Annotated in this window: 15 protein-coding genes; 9 read left to right on the top strand and 6 right to left on the bottom strand. The window is 63.9% G+C overall.

What is annotated here, in order from left to right:
- Positions 1-1,158, bottom strand: a complete 1,158-nt coding sequence (locus tag H577_RS15055; protein WP_036283672.1) for an NADH:flavin oxidoreductase/NADH oxidase — start codon at positions 1,156-1,158, stop codon at positions 1-3.
- A complete protein-coding gene (locus H577_RS0104175; protein WP_029144892.1) occupies positions 1,155-2,570 on the bottom strand; it encodes an MFS transporter in 1,416 nt (471 codons plus the stop codon). Before H577_RS0104175 ends, H577_RS15055 begins: the two co-directional genes overlap by 4 nt.
- A gap of 82 nt (positions 2,571-2,652) precedes the next feature.
- On the opposite strand from H577_RS0104175, the gene H577_RS15050 reads away from it, so the two are divergent.
- A complete protein-coding gene (locus tag H577_RS15050; RefSeq protein ID WP_051191726.1) occupies positions 2,653-3,681 on the top strand; it encodes an MBL fold metallo-hydrolase in 1,029 nt (342 codons plus the stop codon).
- A gap of 22 nt (positions 3,682-3,703) precedes the next feature.
- On the opposite strand, the gene H577_RS15045 is transcribed toward H577_RS15050, so the two are convergent.
- From H577_RS15045 to H577_RS0104155, 3 genes are read right to left on the bottom strand one after another with little or no spacing between them, the layout of a single operon-like run.
- Positions 3,704-4,129, bottom strand: coding sequence for a nuclear transport factor 2 family protein (locus H577_RS15045; protein ID WP_051191724.1), 426 nt, complete (start codon positions 4,127-4,129; stop codon positions 3,704-3,706).
- Positions 4,126-4,575 carry an acyl-CoA thioesterase gene (locus H577_RS0104160; protein WP_029144891.1) on the bottom strand — a complete coding sequence of 150 codons (450 nt, stop codon included), beginning with the start codon at positions 4,573-4,575 and terminating at the stop codon, positions 4,126-4,128. Before H577_RS0104160 ends, H577_RS15045 begins: the two co-directional genes overlap by 4 nt.
- Complete coding sequence (locus H577_RS0104155; protein ID WP_029144890.1) at positions 4,572-5,279, bottom strand: SDR family NAD(P)-dependent oxidoreductase; 708 nt, start codon at positions 5,277-5,279, stop codon at positions 4,572-4,574. Before H577_RS0104155 ends, H577_RS0104160 begins: the two co-directional genes overlap by 4 nt.
- A 184-nt stretch (positions 5,280-5,463) precedes the next feature.
- On the opposite strand from H577_RS0104155, the gene H577_RS0104150 reads away from it, so the two are divergent.
- From H577_RS0104150 to H577_RS0104130, 4 genes are read left to right on the top strand one after another with little or no spacing between them, the layout of a single operon-like run.
- Entirely contained in the window at positions 5,464-6,636 is a 1,173-nt protein-coding gene (locus tag H577_RS0104150; RefSeq protein ID WP_156876544.1) for a sugar ABC transporter substrate-binding protein, read from the top strand.
- On the top strand, positions 6,633-8,171 hold the full coding sequence (locus H577_RS17280; RefSeq protein ID WP_084515793.1) for a sugar ABC transporter ATP-binding protein: 1,539 nt from the start codon (positions 6,633-6,635) through the stop codon (positions 8,169-8,171). Before H577_RS0104150 ends, H577_RS17280 begins: the two co-directional genes overlap by 4 nt.
- Positions 8,164-9,252, top strand: coding sequence for an ABC transporter permease (locus H577_RS15035; RefSeq protein WP_084515791.1), 1,089 nt, complete (start codon positions 8,164-8,166; stop codon positions 9,250-9,252). The genes H577_RS17280 and H577_RS15035 overlap by 8 nt, the downstream gene beginning before the upstream one ends.
- A complete protein-coding gene (locus H577_RS0104130; protein WP_029144887.1) occupies positions 9,249-10,094 on the top strand; it encodes an SMP-30/gluconolactonase/LRE family protein in 846 nt (281 codons plus the stop codon). The genes H577_RS15035 and H577_RS0104130 overlap by 4 nt, the downstream gene beginning before the upstream one ends.
- A 111-nt stretch (positions 10,095-10,205) precedes the next feature.
- Here H577_RS0104130 and H577_RS0104125 read toward each other — a convergent pair whose 3' ends face one another.
- Positions 10,206-10,979 carry an SDR family NAD(P)-dependent oxidoreductase gene (locus H577_RS0104125; protein ID WP_051191718.1) on the bottom strand — a complete coding sequence of 258 codons (774 nt, stop codon included), beginning with the start codon at positions 10,977-10,979 and terminating at the stop codon, positions 10,206-10,208.
- Between the two features lie 133 nt (positions 10,980-11,112).
- On the opposite strand from H577_RS0104125, the gene H577_RS0104120 reads away from it, so the two are divergent.
- The 4 genes from H577_RS0104120 to H577_RS0104105 all read left to right on the top strand — a co-directional run bounded on the left by H577_RS0104120 (position 11,113) and on the right by H577_RS0104105 (position 15,801).
- Positions 11,113-12,324, top strand: a complete 1,212-nt coding sequence (locus H577_RS0104120; protein WP_029144885.1) for an ABC transporter substrate-binding protein — start codon at positions 11,113-11,115, stop codon at positions 12,322-12,324.
- Positions 12,325-12,408: 84 nt separating this feature from the next.
- A complete protein-coding gene (locus H577_RS0104115) occupies positions 12,409-13,266 on the top strand; it encodes a branched-chain amino acid ABC transporter permease (RefSeq protein ID WP_029144884.1) in 858 nt (285 codons plus the stop codon).
- Between the two features lie 2 nt (positions 13,267-13,268).
- Positions 13,269-15,086 carry a branched-chain amino acid ABC transporter ATP-binding protein/permease gene (locus H577_RS0104110; protein ID WP_029144883.1) on the top strand — a complete coding sequence of 606 codons (1,818 nt, stop codon included), beginning with the start codon at positions 13,269-13,271 and terminating at the stop codon, positions 15,084-15,086.
- On the top strand, positions 15,076-15,801 hold the full coding sequence (locus tag H577_RS0104105; protein ID WP_036283666.1) for an ABC transporter ATP-binding protein: 726 nt from the start codon (positions 15,076-15,078) through the stop codon (positions 15,799-15,801). The genes H577_RS0104110 and H577_RS0104105 overlap by 11 nt, the downstream gene beginning before the upstream one ends.
- Positions 15,802-15,806 lie beyond the last annotated feature (5 nt).

Raw genomic sequence — 15,806 nt, 5'->3', positions numbered from 1 at the left:
TCACCGTTCGAAGCGGCTCATCGGGGTCTCGCCCTGCTCGGCCAGACGCGAGATCGCACGAGCGCGGCCGGCAAGGGCGTGACCATGGCGGACGTCCCAGTCGCCATATCCACCTGCACTGAGGGCCTTGCGAGCATGATGCGCCCAATTGGGGTCGTCGAGCAGCTGCCGGCCGACCAGTACCAGATCAGCATCCCCCCGCTCGACGAGCAATCCGGCCTGGTGGGGGTCGACGACCATTCCGACGGTGGCGACGGCGACGTCGACGTCTTTGCGTACTCGGCGCGAGAAGTCGGCATGGAACGCGTAGCCTCGCCGCACCCGAGTCTCGACTCGGTGGTCGGTGGAGATACCGCCAGAGGAGGTGTCCACGACATCCACACCGGCGGCAGCGAGCCGCTGGGCGAAAGCGACCGTGTCGTCCAGGGTGAGGCCACCGGGGACACCGTCAACGGCTGAGACGCGGTAGGCAAGCACCACCCCAGGTCCGATCGCTGCCCGGACGGCACTTACCACCTCCAGTGGATAACGCATCCTCTTCTCTGCCGATCCGCCGTACCGGTCTGTGCGGTGGTTGGCCAGGGGTGAGAGGAATTCGTGGAGCAGATACCCGTGCGCACCGTGCAATTCGATATAGCGAAAGCCTGCCCGCACCGCCCGCGCCGCAGCATCCCGCCACGCGTGCACCGACGCGGTGATGCCCTTCTCGTCAAGTGCGTCCGGGACCGGAAAGCCGGGGCCGGCTGCAATGGGCGACGGTCCGACGGTGCGCCACGGAGTCCGCTGTGAGCCATCGTCCCCGGTGACCGGTGCGCCGGCATTCCACGGTTCCCGCACACACGCGCGCCGCCCCGCATGGCTGAGCTGTATGCCCGCGACGGCGCCGGCATCCTCGACGACTCGAGCGACTCGCGCCCACCCCTCGACGAGATCGTCGCGGTAGAGTCCGGCGTCGCGGTGCGAGATGCGCCCGATCGGGTCGACCGCTGTCGCTTCGGCGATCACCAGCCCTGCACCACCAAGAGCGAACCTTCCCAAGTGGGCGATGTGGAAGTCGGTGACGGCGCCGTCGTCGCAGGAGTACATGCACATCGGGGAGACGCCGATACGGTTGGGCAGGGTGACGCCACGTAGCGTGAGCGGGGAGAACAGGGTCAACGGAACCCTCCTGAAGGGATCTGTGCGGGTCGACGTGCCAGGGACAGCGCCACGAGTGCGGTGAGTGCCGCCAGGGCCGCGCTGCCGAGCAGGGCGACCGTCAGCCCCGCATCGGAAAGATAATCACCACCGGGTGTGGACGGCATCGCGGTGAGCACGAGTGCGAAGGCGGCGCTGGTGAGGGCGCCGGAGAGGGCTCGACTCAGGGAATTGACACCGGTTGCGGCCGCCGCCTGCGCCGCAGGGGCGGCCGCGATGATGAGGGTGGGCATCGCGGCGAAGGCGAATGCGACGCCTGCACCCACGAGCAGTGAGCCCAGCAGAACAGCGATGAGAGTGCCGTGCACGAAGGAGCGAAGAAGGAATGCACACGCCATCACCGCACTTCCGAACACCAAGGTTGCCCGACCGCCCCACCGGTTGAGCGTGCGTCCCGCGGCCGGGGAGAGCAGGATCATCGCGAGTGCAGTCGGTGTAAGCACCAACCCAGCGACCGCGATGGGGATGCCGAGCCCCATCCCCTGCGCAACCGGACCGCGGGCCTCTTGCATCGTGAGCAGATAGTTCGAGTACATGCCGACCGAACCGAAGAAGGATGCGATGTTGATCTGAAGGATGGGGTTGCGCAGCGCCAGTCGCAGGTCGACGACCGGACTCGGATGACGCAACTCATATGGCACCCAGAGCGCCAGCGACACAGCCGACGTGATCCCCAGGGTGATAACGCGGGGGCTGGTGAGGCCCCACTGCAGCCCCTGCGAGATGACCAGGAGAAGACTGCTCAGGCAGACGGCGAGCAGCAATGTGCCGATGACGTCGAATGAGCGCCCGCCTGCGGTGGGACCTTCGGGGATGATCACACGGATCAGGATGAGGAACACCGTGCCGACAACGGCGGAGGACCAGAAGACGGCATAGAGTCCGCCCCAAGCGGTGAGGACTCCGGACAGGCCCAATCCCAGCGTGGAGCCGACTCCCATTGTGCCGCTCATCAGAGCGATCCCCATGTTCGCACGCGCGGGGCTCACCAGGGTGGACAGCAGGCTGATCCCGATCGGCAGGATCGCCATGGCGAACCCTTGCAGTGCACGACCCACGAGCATGAGCGGAAGCGTCGTTCCCAGCGGGCCGATGAGGGAGCCCACAACGAGTAGCGCGAGTGAGAGAAGCAGCATCCGGCGTCGGCCGTACATGTCCGCCATGCGCGCGATGATCGGGGTGCCGAGCGTGCTGGTGAGCAGGGTGATCGTGATCACCCACGAAGCATCGGCGGCCGAGACATGGAGCATCGCGGGAATCTCAGGCAGTGCGGGCACCATCAGGGTGAATTGGAGGGAGCTGAGCATGCCGGCCGCAGCGAGCACGGCAACGATGAGGCGCTCTCGGCCCACGTTGCCCGTCGTCTTCGGCATTCCTCACACCCAAACAAGCGCTCAATTGGTAATACTGTAGCGAAGACATCGAATATGACCAAGCGGTAGCTAGGGTGAGATCATGCACGACGACGTCCTGACGATGAGCAGAGCGCAGAGCGACGCCTGGCGCGCTGGGACGCTTGCCCGGCCGGAGGAGGTGGTCCCGGGAGTCTGGGCGTTCGCATCACCGATCCCGGGTGGTGCGCTGCCCTCCACGCTCACCTACGCTCTTGTGGGCCCGGACGGGGTTCATCTGATCGACCCCGGCTGGAACAGCGACGACAATGCAGCGGCGTTGCGGCGTTCGCTTGCACGCCTCGGCTCGTCGGTCGCGGACGTCGTCACGGTGGTCGCGACCCACCATCACCCCGACCACCTCGGAATCGCCGCCCGCCTGCGCGATGAGTCGGGAGCACGAATCGTCTTCTCGCATGCAGAGCGGCGTGTGCTGGCTCAGCAGACGGCGCCTGCCGCACATGACCGCGTGGACTATCGTCACCGGCTCAAGACATGGGGTGTGCCGCTGGCGGCGCGCGACAATCTGCTCGCAAACTTCGACCGTGCCTCACTCGTCGCCGATGTCGAACCCGATCTGGTCGTCGAGGACGGCGACGTGCTGGCATTCGGCGGTCGCCAACTGACCGTCTTGGCCACCCCAGGGCATACCGGTGGTCACGTCTGCCTCGTCGACGACGCCGCTGGGCTCGTGTTCACCGGGGATCATGTGCTGCCGCAGATCTATTCCGGGGTGGGTATCGGCTCGTTACCGGGGACGGATCCGTTGACGGACCTGTTCGACTCGCTCGAGCGGCTCGCGGGTGTCGACGGTTACCAGGTATTGCCGGGACACGAATTCCGGTTCACCGGACTTCGCACGCGTCGGGCCCAGATCGTCGCACACCACCTGCGACGTACGCGCGAAGTCGCGCGCTTGAGGGGTGTGCTGGCGGATGCACCGGTCTGGGAATATGCGAGCAGAATGACGTGGACGGGTGGGTGGGCAGGACTCCATGGCTTCCACCTGCACTCGGCACTGGCGCAGACGGCCTTGCATCTGGAATTCGTACGCAGTGGGCGTGCGGAAAGATTCCTGGACGGTGCATCTTGAGCGTGGCGCGTACCGCGCGATGTCAGAGACGGCGGATGGTCCGGTGGTTGAGGAGCCACCCCTCTGCGGTCAGGGTGAAGTCGTCGTCGTACACACCGATGCTCACCAGCTGCGGAGTTGCGTCGACATGCCGGTAGTACCGGAAGATACTTCGGGCGTGCGCAGTCGGTCCCTCCACGTGCACGTCGATGCTCGAGACGTCATGAATCGTATGAGAGCCGGGACCCTGGATGCCGGCCTCGCGGCGTTCCTGCACCCCTGAGTGGATGGCAGCACGCCCGACGATCCGCTCAGTGCCCATGGGTAGGCCCGTGGCATCCGCCAGGTCCCATACCGCATCAACGGTGAAGCAGCCCGCATAGTCGACGGGATTTCCCTCGTCGGCGAGATGGGCGATGCGGGCGATGAGCATCGTGATCTCGACGCGGTCGGCGACGTCCCCGTTCATGTTCCCGCGCCCACAGGTGCGGAAACCGCCCAAGCGTCCAATCGCTCTCGCAAGCCCGCCGGGATGCGTACCGGGCGCTGATCGGGAGAGACGGTGACGACGATGTTGGCGGCGCGGGCGACGAGCACATCGTCATCGATGCGGAGCATGCGGAATTCGAACCGGAACGAGCTCGTGCCGACGCGTCCGAGTCGCAGCTCGATGCGGATCATGTCGAACAAGCGAGCCGCCGCAAGGTACTCGCATTCGGTCGCGCGCGAGACGGTCCACCATCCGAATCGCTCGATAAGTGTGTCCTGGCGCAAGCCCTGCAAATAGAGGAACTCCGACTGCAACGCCTCCATCTTGGGAAACCACGCGGCGTAGTAGAGGATGCCGGCGGGGTCGGTGTCGGCATAGCTGAGCCGGACCGTGTGACTGTGCAGGACCGGAGGGTCATCGCTCACTGCGTGACCGTCCAGCCTCCGTCGACGGGGAGGAAGACACCGTTCGTGTAGGCCGACAGCGGTGAGAGGAGGAAGAGCACGGCGTAGGCGATGTCGTCGGGTGAAGCGAGCCGGTGCAAGGGAATGCGTGCCAGCGCACGCTGGCCGATCTCGCTTTCAGTGAAGGAGGCGAGGCGAGGCGTGTCGGTCATGCCGGGCGCGACGCCGTTGCTGCGGAACTCGTGTGCGCGGTGTGCGGCCAGGTGGCGCACGTAGCCCATGAGCGCAGCCTTCGACGCCGAATACCAATCGCTTTCGGTTCCGATCCGGTTGCCCGCAACCGACGTCGTGACCACCATCGCAGATGCGGAGTCGGGTAGCTGGGTCGCCCACTGCTCGGTCATCGTGTGTGCGCTGGTGACGCAGATCTGCAGCGCACGATCGAAGGGAAGGGGGCTGCTCGAGGCGGGGCCAGCGTTGTTGTGCAGGAAGCGGATGGAACCGACCGCAGCGGCGGCATCGCTGAAACCGGCCGCCACAGCATCCGGGTCGCTGACGTCTGCCACCCAGGAGTGCACGCGGCCGCCTGCCGCACGGATCTGGTCGACAGTCTGTGCAAGGCCGTCCGGGTTGAGATCCCACGCGCTGACGGCCAGCCCCAACTCTGCTGCGCGCAGTGCCGTGGCACGGCCGATGCCGCTGCCGGCACCGGTCACCAGCAGCACATCACCCTGTGTGAATCCGAAGTTTGCGCTACTCATCATGATCCTCCTTGACCAAGCGTTTGGTCAGCATCGTAGCCCAGAATTCGGCGCCCGGAAGTCCTCGGGCCGACACGGTGGACAGACGGGCGCGTCGCCAGCGGTTGACATGGGTTGAAGATCCGGACTACTCTCAGCAACCAAACGCTTGCTTGATCCGCAGGCTGTGAGCCACAAGGAAGTGGGGCAGATCATGTTCGGTATCGTGAAAGGTGCGCTGACTCTCGGCGCCGTCGCGCTGAGTGCGCTTCTGCTGGCGGGGTGCGCAGCTCCCGACTCGGCAGGCGGCGCCAGCGCTCCGCCGGACGCCGTGGCACAGAAGGCCTCGGAAGCCATCAAGGCGGACCTGATCCGACCGACAAGCATCGGCGTCACCGCACCTCTTGAGGGGCCCGTACCCAAGGGCAAAGTCATCTACTGGATGCAGTGCGGCTCTCCGGCGTGCGCGGTTGTCGGTGGCGCAATCAAGGAAGCCACGGATGCGGTGGGCTGGGAACTGAAGGTCATCGATGCGGGCCTCACGCCGGAGAGCATCAAGGCGGCCTGGCAGCAGGCGGTGCTGGGTGACCCGGACGCAGTGCTCACCAGCGGCTTCAGCCGGGCCCTGTTCGAGGAGGAGCTCGCACAGCTTTCCGCGAGGAACGTCCCCGTTCTGAACATGACGACCGCCGAACCTCCGGAGAAGGGAATCACGGCGGCGCAGAAATGGGGACCAGACTTCACGGAACAGGGCGCCCGTCTCGCGAACTATGTTCTGAGTCGTGCTGGCAAGCACACGAATGCCGTTGCATTCTCGACGTCAGCGTTCCCGAATATCAAGATGGTTTCGGATAGTTTCTCCAAGACGATCAGTGAGAGCTGCCCCGAATGCCAGGTCGACATCGAGGACCTTCCCATCGACGCACTCGGCAATGATCTTTCCACACGTGTCGTCACTTACCTTCAGTCTCATCCTGATGTGAACTGGGTCTACATGGGGTATTCGGACATGATGATCGGCCTGCCTGCCGCGCTCGAGGCAGGGGGCATCGATGACTCGGTGGGTTTCGTGACCTTGGACACGTCACCCACGACCAGTGCGTACCTGTCGACGGGCAAGTATCTGCAGGCGGTGGACACGTCACCAACTTGGGAGGCGGCATTCCGACAGGTTGACTTCTTGCTTCGATACTTCAACGGCGAAGATACCGAGCCATCCACCGCGCACACCCTTCCGGTGTGGATCGTCACGAAGGACACCCTTCCGTCCACCACAGAAGACTTCCCCCTCGTCGTCGACTACGCGAAGCAGTATGAGGAGCTCTGGGGAGTAACCCCGTGATCGCTCCAGTATTGTCGCTGCGGGAGATCTCGAAATCGTTTGGACTGCAACGTGCGCTGATCGGTGTCAATCTTGATCTTGCGCCGGGCCGAATCCACGCACTCGTGGGTGAAAATGGGTCTGGGAAGTCCACACTCATCAAGGTTCTCTCTGGGTACCATCGGCCGACCCCGGGCGGTTCGATGGAGGTCGAGGGGAAGACTGTTCCGCTTGGCTCCCCGACGGAGTCGCGCCGACATGGTCTCCGGTTCGTACATCAGAACCTCGGCCTGGTAGAAGAGTTTTCCGTCTTAGAGAACTTCGGCCTGACAGATGGCTTTCCAACTCGGCGTGGTGTCATAGACTGGGGCGGACTCCGTCTCAGCGCGACCACTTTGCTGAAGAAGCTTGACATCAAGCTCAACTTGAATCGACATGTCTCCGAGCTGACCGCGGTGGAGCGATCTTCGATTGCAATCGCCCGGGCGTTAGGCGCTTCAGGAGACGGTACAGCGAGGGTGCTGGTTCTCGATGAACCGACCGCCGCGCTGCCGGTCGATGACGTGGAGCGGCTGCACGGCCTCGTACGGGGCGTTGCAGGTCAGGGTGTTGCCGTCCTGTATGTCTCGCACCGGTTGGATGAGGTGCTCGAACTCTCTGACCACGTGACAGCACTTCGAGATGGGCGAGTCGTGGCGAGCGTCACCGCAACAGGGCTGGACAGGGAGAAACTGGTGCGCCTGATCGTCGGTTCCGACGTGAAGAACGAGCCGCACGCACCGCCGCAGCCCGTAGCCGCGCACCGGGAACGCACTCGGATTCAAGCTTCGCGTGTGTCAGCAGGCACCATCTCGGGCATCTCTCTCGAGGTCGGCCCCGGAGAGATCGTCGGGATCGCCGGGCTCGACGGATCGGGGCGCGAGTCGATCGCACGGACTTTATGCGGCGCGTCCGGACAGGTCGGCGAGTTGAGAATTGATGGCGAGCGAGTCTTCATGAAGAGTCCGCGCGATGCAGCGCGAGCCGGAGTCGCACTTGTACTCGCCAATCGCGATCTTGGCGCTGCCGTTGGCCAGTTCTCGGTGGGTGAGAACATCTCCCATGTTCTCTACGCATCGACACACAGCCTGTCGGCGCATCACCGCGGGGAGTATGAGCGTGCTCGCGACTGGATCGATCGACTGAGTATTCGACCGCGAAGGGAAGGCGTCGCATACGCTGCGCTGTCCGGTGGAAACAAACAAAAGGTGATCTTCGCCAAGTGGCTCGCAATTAAGCCAAAGGTACTCGTCTTGGATGACCCCACGAGCGGAGTCGATGTCGGCGCCAGAGGCTTGATGTACGCACAGACAAGGGCGGCAGCTGCCGACGGGATCTCGGTGATCATTGCCTCTTCGGACACGGAGGACTTGGTGCGGATGTGCTCCCGAGTCTTGGTTCTGGTCGACGGGCAGGTGGCGTGCGAGCTCAATGGAAGCGATGTGACCGAGGAGAAGCTGGCATACGCCATGTCTTCAGGCCGCACGAATAGTGGTATGGAGCAAGACCATGTTTGAACACGATGCCGAAGTGCCGTCGGTGTGGCGGTTTATGTCGCCTCGGTTGATCGGTGCGGTCTACATCTGGATCCTCTTGATCATTGCTTTCTCGTTATGGATGCCCGCACTCTTCCTCAGGGCGTCGACACCGCAGACCATTCTCAATCAGAGCACCGTCACAGCGATCGTTGCCATGAGCGTCATCCTTCCGCTCGCGGTTGGCGTGTTCGATCTCTCCATCGGGGCCGTTGTTGGCCTATCTGCCGTAGTCAGTGCCTGGCTTCTCGGAAACACGGACCTGCCTGTCGGGTTGGTGATCCTCATCACGCTGTTCGCCGGCGCAGCACTCGGCGCGGTAAATGCATTCATCGTGCTGGGGATGAAGATCGACTCATTCATTGGCACACTCGCCACAGGCTCGATATTTGCGGCGTTGACCGTTGCCATTTCCGATAATAAGATCATGACGAGCGGGATCACCGGAGCGTTCAGCCAATTGTCTACCGCTCGCATCTTTGGCCTGCAGCTTCCCGTACTGTACATGCTTGTACTCATGGTGATGCTCGGCATCTTCCTCGAGAAAATGCGAGTTGGCCGGTTGATGTACGGTGTCGGATTCAACGCTGAGGCTTCGCGGCTGGCGGGTGTGAACGTCACTGCGCTCCGAGCGTCTGCTTTGATAGCCTCATCTCTGATTGGTGCGTTTGCGGGGTTGGTACTCCTTGGGCGAATCCAAGCGGCCGACCCCATGGGCGGTGCCTCCTACATGATTCCCGCCTATTCGGCAGCGTTTCTGGGCGCAACCCAGTTCCGCCGAGGCCGGTTCAACCCGTGGGGCACGGTGGTAGCCGTACTGCTGCTACAGACGGGCTCGTATGGGCTGTTGTTGTCCGGGATCGGTCAGTGGGCGCCCCAGGTCTTCCAAGGAGTCGTGCTGATCGCCGCTGTTGGGGTCACTGTCACTCAACGGCGTGTCTCAACGACGAAGCGGCACCGACCGAGAGGCGGCGATGAGGACCGCAGAGATCGCGGCGCTGTTGCTCACGCCCCGTCACCAGGAGAACGTTCATCCCATACAGAGAAGGAGGCTGTGAAGTGACGCACACAATCGTCGACAGACTGACATTCCCCGAGGGCCCTCGATGGCACGCGGGCGTCCTGTACTTCTCGGACATGCACGCCGGGGAGATCTGTGCGTGGAGCGAGTCTCAAGGACTTCGAACGCTCGCACAAATCCCCGGTCGGCCTTCAGGGATTGGGTTCCTTTCCGATGACGTACTACTTGTGACGTCTCAGGAGGACCGTTGCGTTTACCGGGTCCCGCTGGTGGGGTGTGAGACTGCTCCTGTAGTTCATGCCGATGTTTCGAGCATCGCCACGTGGCACCTCAACGACATGATCACCGATCGCGCAGGTCGGGCGTATGTGGGGAACTATGGCGACGGCGCGCCCCCGGGGGAGCCGATCAAGCCCGCGACACTGGCACTTGTCCAGCCGAGCGGTGAGGTGACTGCCGCCGCCGATGACCTCTACTTCCCCAACGGAATGGTGTTTCGGCGGGGAGGCGCCGAGCTGGTCGTCGCAGAGACACGGTCGACTCCAGGAAGGCTGACAGTCTTCGACGTCGGGCCGGACGGGTCACTCTCGCATCGACGGACACTGACAGAGTTTGACTCGGAGTGGCCGGATGGGCTTGCGATCGATGCACTGGATGGGATCTGGGTTGCCTCGCCATTCTCGGGAGAGGTGATCCGAGTCGACGCCGATGGTCGGGTGACGGACCGTATCGCCATCGCGAACCCCTATGCTGTCGCGCTCGGGGGCGTTGATGGCCGCGATCTCTTCGTCTGCACCTCGGAGAGTTGGGAGCCTGAACGGGCCGTTGTCGAACGCAGCGGGGCAATCCATGTCCTTCGTGTGGAGGTTCCTGCGGAAGGCTGAGTGGTCGGCTGGCGGTCGAGGGGTCAGACCGCGTGTACATCGGGAACTCTCCACCGAATGCCGCCTGTGGTGGGTGGGCCCGCTCGAGGAGGGGTCCTGGTCGATGGGCGGTCAGACGCCGAATCCACCATCCACATCGAGCTTCTGCCCGGTGATGAAGCCAGCAGCCGGAGAAGCGAGAAAGACGGTTGCCGCGGCGACATCTTCGGCGTGGCCGAACCGCCGAAGCGGGATATTGCGCATGGCCACATCCAGGGCCTGATCGTCGAGATCGCCGGAGTCCATCAGCCTCTCGGACATTCCGTCCCAGAGCATGCCTGGTCCGACGCAGTTGACACGCACCCCGTAGCGCCCCTCTTCGGCGGCGAGGGCACGCGACAACGCTTCGACCCCACCCTTGGGCGCGGCGGACAGACCGTCTCTCACCGGGTATCGACGGGTCGCGGCGCTCGTGATCACGGTCAGCGATCCCGATGACGCGCGCAGGGCAGGGATCACCGCGTGGGCAACATTGAAAAAGCCGGTCAAGTCAGCGTCGACCTGGGCGGCGAACTGTGCTGGTGGGACTCGGGAGAGGTGGATCATCGGCACGTGGGGGCCGACGGCATGGACCACCGTGTGGATGGATTGCTCCTGAGCGGTGACTTCCGCCACGAGGTTGCTCACCGCGTCTGCATCCTGCACGTCGAGCTGCCGGGCGCTGACAGTCTCGCCGCACTTTCGGAGCAGATCATCGGGGACGGATGACCGAAAGGTGAGCGTGACGCGGGCTCCGGCCGCCGTCAGTCGCCTGACGATGGCGGCGCCGATGCCGCCCGAGCCACCGACGACGAGAGCGGTGCCGGGAAGTCCGATAAACCCGTCCCGCGGGCCAGCAGCATCCATGGCCGGGACGCTAGCATCGCTTCACCCGACCAAGCAAACGCTCAGTCACAGTTTGGTTGTCTCGCGCGCGTCAGTGTGGTTTACTTGAGCAAGCGTTTGGTCGCTTGCACTCAAAGAGGAGAAGGGTAGGCAGATGCGTTTCAGCAAAATCACAGCCGCCGCCGCCGGTGTCGTCGTCGCTGGACTTGCACTGTCCGGCTGCGCCGGTGGAGGAAGTGAGCCGGGCGGCGCTTCGGGCGATTCCGGTCCGATCAAGGTCGTCGTGCTCGGAGGGATCGGTGCCGAGGGGGTGCTCGCCAACAACGCGACCACCTCCGTCACGGCAGCCAAGGCCTCTGTCGCCGCAGTCAATGCCGCCGGCGGCATCCTGGGGCGTCAGGTGGAGATCTCGGTCATCGACGACACCGCGGACCCGACCGTGGCCGTCACGAAGCTTCGCGAGATGATCGCCGGCGGCGAGAAGCCGGCAGTAGTGATGAACTCGGGTCCATCCACCGTCGCGGATGCCACGATCCCCATCCTTACGCAGAACAAGATCCTCTCGTTCAACATCGGTCCCACGGCTACGTCCGGAGATCCTTCGAAGAACCCGTACAACTTCGACCTGTCTCCCTCCGTCAACGACTACATGGGTTCGTTCGCCGCAACGTTGAAGGACCGGGGCTACGAGAAGGTCGCCATCCTGCATGGGTCGAGCGCGTACGGCGAGCAGTTCGGTGAGCTGGGCGCGAAGACTCTGACCTCCGCAGGATTCACGATCACAGGCAACGAGGGCTACGACAACGCCGCGTTGGACATGACTGCGCAGATCTCCGCACTGAAGTCCGGGAACCCGGATGTAGTCGTGCTGGATGCGTATGGTGCCCCACTCGGGTACGTTCTGCAGGGCTTCGAGAAGCTGGGCTGGGACGTGCCGATCATGGGCAACAACTCCGTCTCGGCCACCGGCCTGATCGCCACCGCCCCGCCGGACGGCGTGCTGGGAACGGATCAGGTCAAGAACCTCACGATGCAGGTGTTCTCGAGCACCAAGTACAGTGCGGACGATGCCGCCGTCAACGATGCGGTCAAGCGGATGGTGGAGGCTGGGGACATCAAGTCGTCGCTGATCCTCGCTTACAACTACGATTCGATGCTCCTCATCAAGGCTGCGGCTGAGAAGGCGAAGTCGCTCAATGCAGAGTCTCTGTCCACGGCACTCGTCGACCCGGCTGTCCAGGCAGATGCCAAGACAGTGATCCTGTCGAAGTACAACTTCACCACGGAATCTCACACCCCGCAGGCGGCACCGGATGAGTTCCTCTTCATCTCGCCCGGCCCGTTGAAGAACGGACAATTCCAGTAACGGAACAGCATGTGGTGGTGGCCTCGGTCGATGTGACGGCCGGGGCCGCCCCTGCAGTGGCTCTCTTGCAAAGGCGCTCATCTCATGACGATCATCTGGTCCGGTCTTGCGCTGGGTGCGGTGTACGCGCTCGTCGCCATCGGATACAACATCGTCTTCCTCTCGCAGAAGACGTTCAACTTCGCACAAGCGGCGCTCATGATGGTGGGCGCGTTCCTCGCCTACATCGGTATCTCGGTGTGGGGACTGCCCTGGTGGCTCGTGGCGATCGGCGCCGGCATCATCGTGGGCGGCGTGGCCGCACTTGAAGAGCGCATCGCCGTGCGGCCGGTGAAGGATTCCCACAACCTCCTGGTGACGACACTCGGCGCATCCATCATCATCGAAGGCATCGCGCAGGTGATCTGGGGCGGTGAGCCCCGCCGGGTGCCGTTCTTCTTCGGTGACCAGGTCCTCACTCTCCTCGGTGGTCGCGTGTACCCCGTCGAACTGTCGCTGATCGTCCTCGTGCTCCTGCTCGTGGTCATCCTCACCCAGTACCTCAAGCGCAGCATTACCGGAATCGCGCTTCTCGGCATGAGTGAGGACCGCGAAGCCGCCCAGCTGCGGGGTGTGAACGTGCGACGCTTCGCACTCATCGCGTTCATCTTCACCGGCGTTCTGGCGGGTCTGCTCGGTGTCTTCGTCGGCCCCAAGACGTATGCAGTCGCCACCCTCGGCGCGTCGCTGGCGATCAAAGGGTTCGTCGTGCTCGCGATCGGCGGTTTCGGATCCATGTGGGGAACCATTGCCGGCGGTCTGATCGTCGGGCTCGTCGAGGCACTCGCCAGTCGCTACATCGGCTCGGACTACGCCAACCTCAGCGTCTTCGTCATCCTCATCGCCATTCTCATGATCAAGCCCACTGGCCTGCTCACCCGTCGCACTGAAAGGACCGTGTAGCCATGGCCACATTCTGGGTGCGTCTGCGCCGCATCCCCGGCTGGATCTGGCCGCTCGCGGTGGGCGTCGTGCTGATCACCCTGCCGTTCGTCGGGTTGAACTACACGGTGACCCGCCAGATCGAACTCTCGCTGCTGCTCGCTCTCATCGTCGGCGGAATGAACCTTTCGTTCGGGTACGCTGGGGAGCTCGCACTCGGTCAAGTCGCGATGTACGCGGCCGGCGCATACACAGCCGGTCTCATCAGCAAGGCTGGGGTGACCGAGCTCTGGCTGCAACTGATCGCCGGAGCACTCGCGGCGCTCGCGGTCGGGCTGATCTCCGGCGTCCCCGGGCTACGCCTGGGTGGCTGGTCGCTCGCGATGACATCATTTTTCCTCATCCTGCTCGTACCCGATGTGCTCTCCATGTTCAAGGGGATCACCGGGGGACGCAATGGAATGTCTGGAATTGCGTCACCGACCTTCTTTGGCGAGATGATCGACACACGCAGCTACTATGTGGCCATCGTTCTCGTCGCGATCCTCTGGTTCGCGGTGATGCGTAACCTTGTGGTATCGCGCCACGGAACCGCGTTGCGAGTTCTCAAACAGAGCCCGGTGCTGGCCTCGTCGATGGGTATCTCGGTCTTCCGCACGAAGCTCATTGCGTACGCGCTCGGTGCCCTCCCGGCAGGCCTGGCGGGGGTGCTGTTCGCCAACCTGGATATGTTCATCTCCCCGGAGGCGTTCTCGTTCTCGTTTGCGATGACGGTGCTGGCCGCATCCATCTTCGGCGGCTCCGCAAGCATCTACGGCGCCCTCATCGGTGCCGCCGTCCTGCAGTTCGGAATGAACCAGTCGACGAACTTCCAGCAGTACGGGCTCATCATCTCCGGCGCGTTCCTTCTGCTCGGAGGCGTGCTGTTCACCGGTGGTGTGTCCGGTCTGGTGCGCAGGGGCATCCGTCGCCTCGATCGTGCCGCGCACGTGCGGCTGGGCCAGACGACCGAAACGGGCCAGACAGGAGAGCTCGGGCCGATGCCGGGTGCTCGCACCGAGATCGCCGGCGTGTCGAAGGCATTCGGCGGTAACCAAGCGCTCTCGGACGTCGACGTGGTGGCCGAGCCTGGCGCTGTGACCGCCATCATCGGTCCCAACGGATCGGGCAAGACAACGTTGCTCAACATGGTGTCGGGCTTCTATAGGGCGGACGCCGGAACCATCAGCCTCGACGGCGAGCAGATCCAGGGGCGCGCCTCGTACCGAGTCGCCCGTGCAGGAGTCTCGCGCACGTTCCAGACTCCGAACATCCCCGAGAAGCTCACTGTTCTGGAGGTCGTCGAGTCGGGGCGCTACGCGGCCGATCGCGCCAGCGTCCTCTCGGCGGTGCTGCGTCTGCCTCGCTTCCGCCGGGTGCGGCGCAGCGACCGTGAGCAGGCACTGCAGGCGCTCGTGCTTGTGGGTCTGAGCGCCCACAGCGACGAGTTCGCCGATGCCCTGCCGCTGGGCAATCGCAGGCTGCTCGAGGTGGCGCGCAGTCTCGCTTCGTCGCCGAAGGTCCTCCTTCTGGATGAGGTCGCGTCTGGACTGGACGAGGATGAACTGGACGTCCTCGAAGCTCTGATCAGGCGGCTGCGGGATGCCGGAATGACAGTCGTGCTCGTCGAGCACAACTTCCAGCTGGTGCTGCGGCTCGCCGATGACATCTATGTCCTCGCACAGGGCAAGGTCATGGCTCATGGGACCCCGGCGCAGATCGAACGTGACCCCCAGGTGCTCGAGGAGTACCTCGGGGCCGCGGTGGACACCGACATCATTGGAGGCGACGATGGCCGCTGACATCTTGCTCGAAGTCGAGCACCTCGCGACCGGCTATGGTGACCTGAAGGTCGTCCGCGATGTTTCGCTGACCGTCCGGAACGGGGAGATCACGGTCTTGCTCGGCCGCAACGGTGCCGGCAAGACCACGACCCTGCGCGCCATTTCGGGTCTGAACCGCGCGACGTCCGGTGCTCTCCGGTACCGGGGGCGTCCGCTCGACGCCCCCGTCCACAAGAGGGTCGCTCAGGGCATCTCGTATGTGCAAGAGGGAAAGCGTGTCTTTCACGAGTTGACAGTCGAGCAGAACCTCCTGCTCGGAGGCTTCTCGACCGGGCAGCGCCGGCACGCACTCGCCGGCGCGCTCGACGAAATCTACGCGCTGTTCCCCATCCTGAAGCAGAAGCGGGCGCTGGCAGCGGCCAGCATGTCCGGCGGTCAACAGCAGATGCTCGCGATCGGGCAGGCGCTCATGGCCCGGCCGAAGCTGCTGATCCTCGATGAACCCAGCCAGGGGCTTGCGCCGGTCATCGTGAAAGAGGTGATGGAACAGATCCACGCACTCAAGAGCACGGGCCTGGGCATCCTCCTGATCGAGCAGGGAGTGAACGAGTCTGTTGCCATCGCAGACCAGGTCACCATCATCGAGATGGGGCGAACCGTGCTCTCGGGACCGTCCAGCGAGGTCACGGCCGAACAGATCCAGCAGGCCTACTTCGGCAGTGCCGTGGGCTGATGCGC

Origin of the sequence: Microbacterium luticocti DSM 19459, from assembly GCF_000422405.1 — a bacterium.
GTDB classification, from domain to species: domain Bacteria; phylum Actinomycetota; class Actinomycetes; order Actinomycetales; family Microbacteriaceae; genus Microbacterium; species Microbacterium luticocti.
The sequence above is the reverse complement of the archived record's forward strand: the minus strand, read 5'-3'. Positions and strand labels throughout refer to the sequence as shown.

Excerpts from the sequence above, each read along its gene's own strand:
- H577_RS15045 (WP_051191724.1), bottom strand. The coding sequence starts at position 4,129 with ATGAACGGGGACGTCGCCGACCGCGTCGAGATCACGATGCTCATCGCC.
- H577_RS0104105 (WP_036283666.1), top strand. The coding sequence starts at position 15,076 with ATGGCCGCTGACATCTTGCTCGAAGTCGAGCACCTCGCGACCGGCTAT.
- H577_RS0104125 (WP_051191718.1), bottom strand. The coding sequence starts at position 10,979 with ATGGATGCTGCTGGCCCGCGGGACGGGTTTATCGGACTTCCCGGCACC.
- H577_RS0104110 (WP_029144883.1), top strand. The coding sequence starts at position 13,269 with ATGGCCACATTCTGGGTGCGTCTGCGCCGCATCCCCGGCTGGATCTGG.
- H577_RS0104115 (WP_029144884.1), top strand. The coding sequence starts at position 12,409 with ATGACGATCATCTGGTCCGGTCTTGCGCTGGGTGCGGTGTACGCGCTC.
- H577_RS0104120 (WP_029144885.1), top strand. The coding sequence starts at position 11,113 with ATGCGTTTCAGCAAAATCACAGCCGCCGCCGCCGGTGTCGTCGTCGCT.
- H577_RS0104175 (WP_029144892.1), bottom strand. The coding sequence starts at position 2,570 with ATGCCGAAGACGACGGGCAACGTGGGCCGAGAGCGCCTCATCGTTGCC.
- H577_RS15035 (WP_084515791.1), top strand. The coding sequence starts at position 8,164 with ATGTTTGAACACGATGCCGAAGTGCCGTCGGTGTGGCGGTTTATGTCG.
- H577_RS15050 (WP_051191726.1), top strand. The coding sequence starts at position 2,653 with ATGCACGACGACGTCCTGACGATGAGCAGAGCGCAGAGCGACGCCTGG.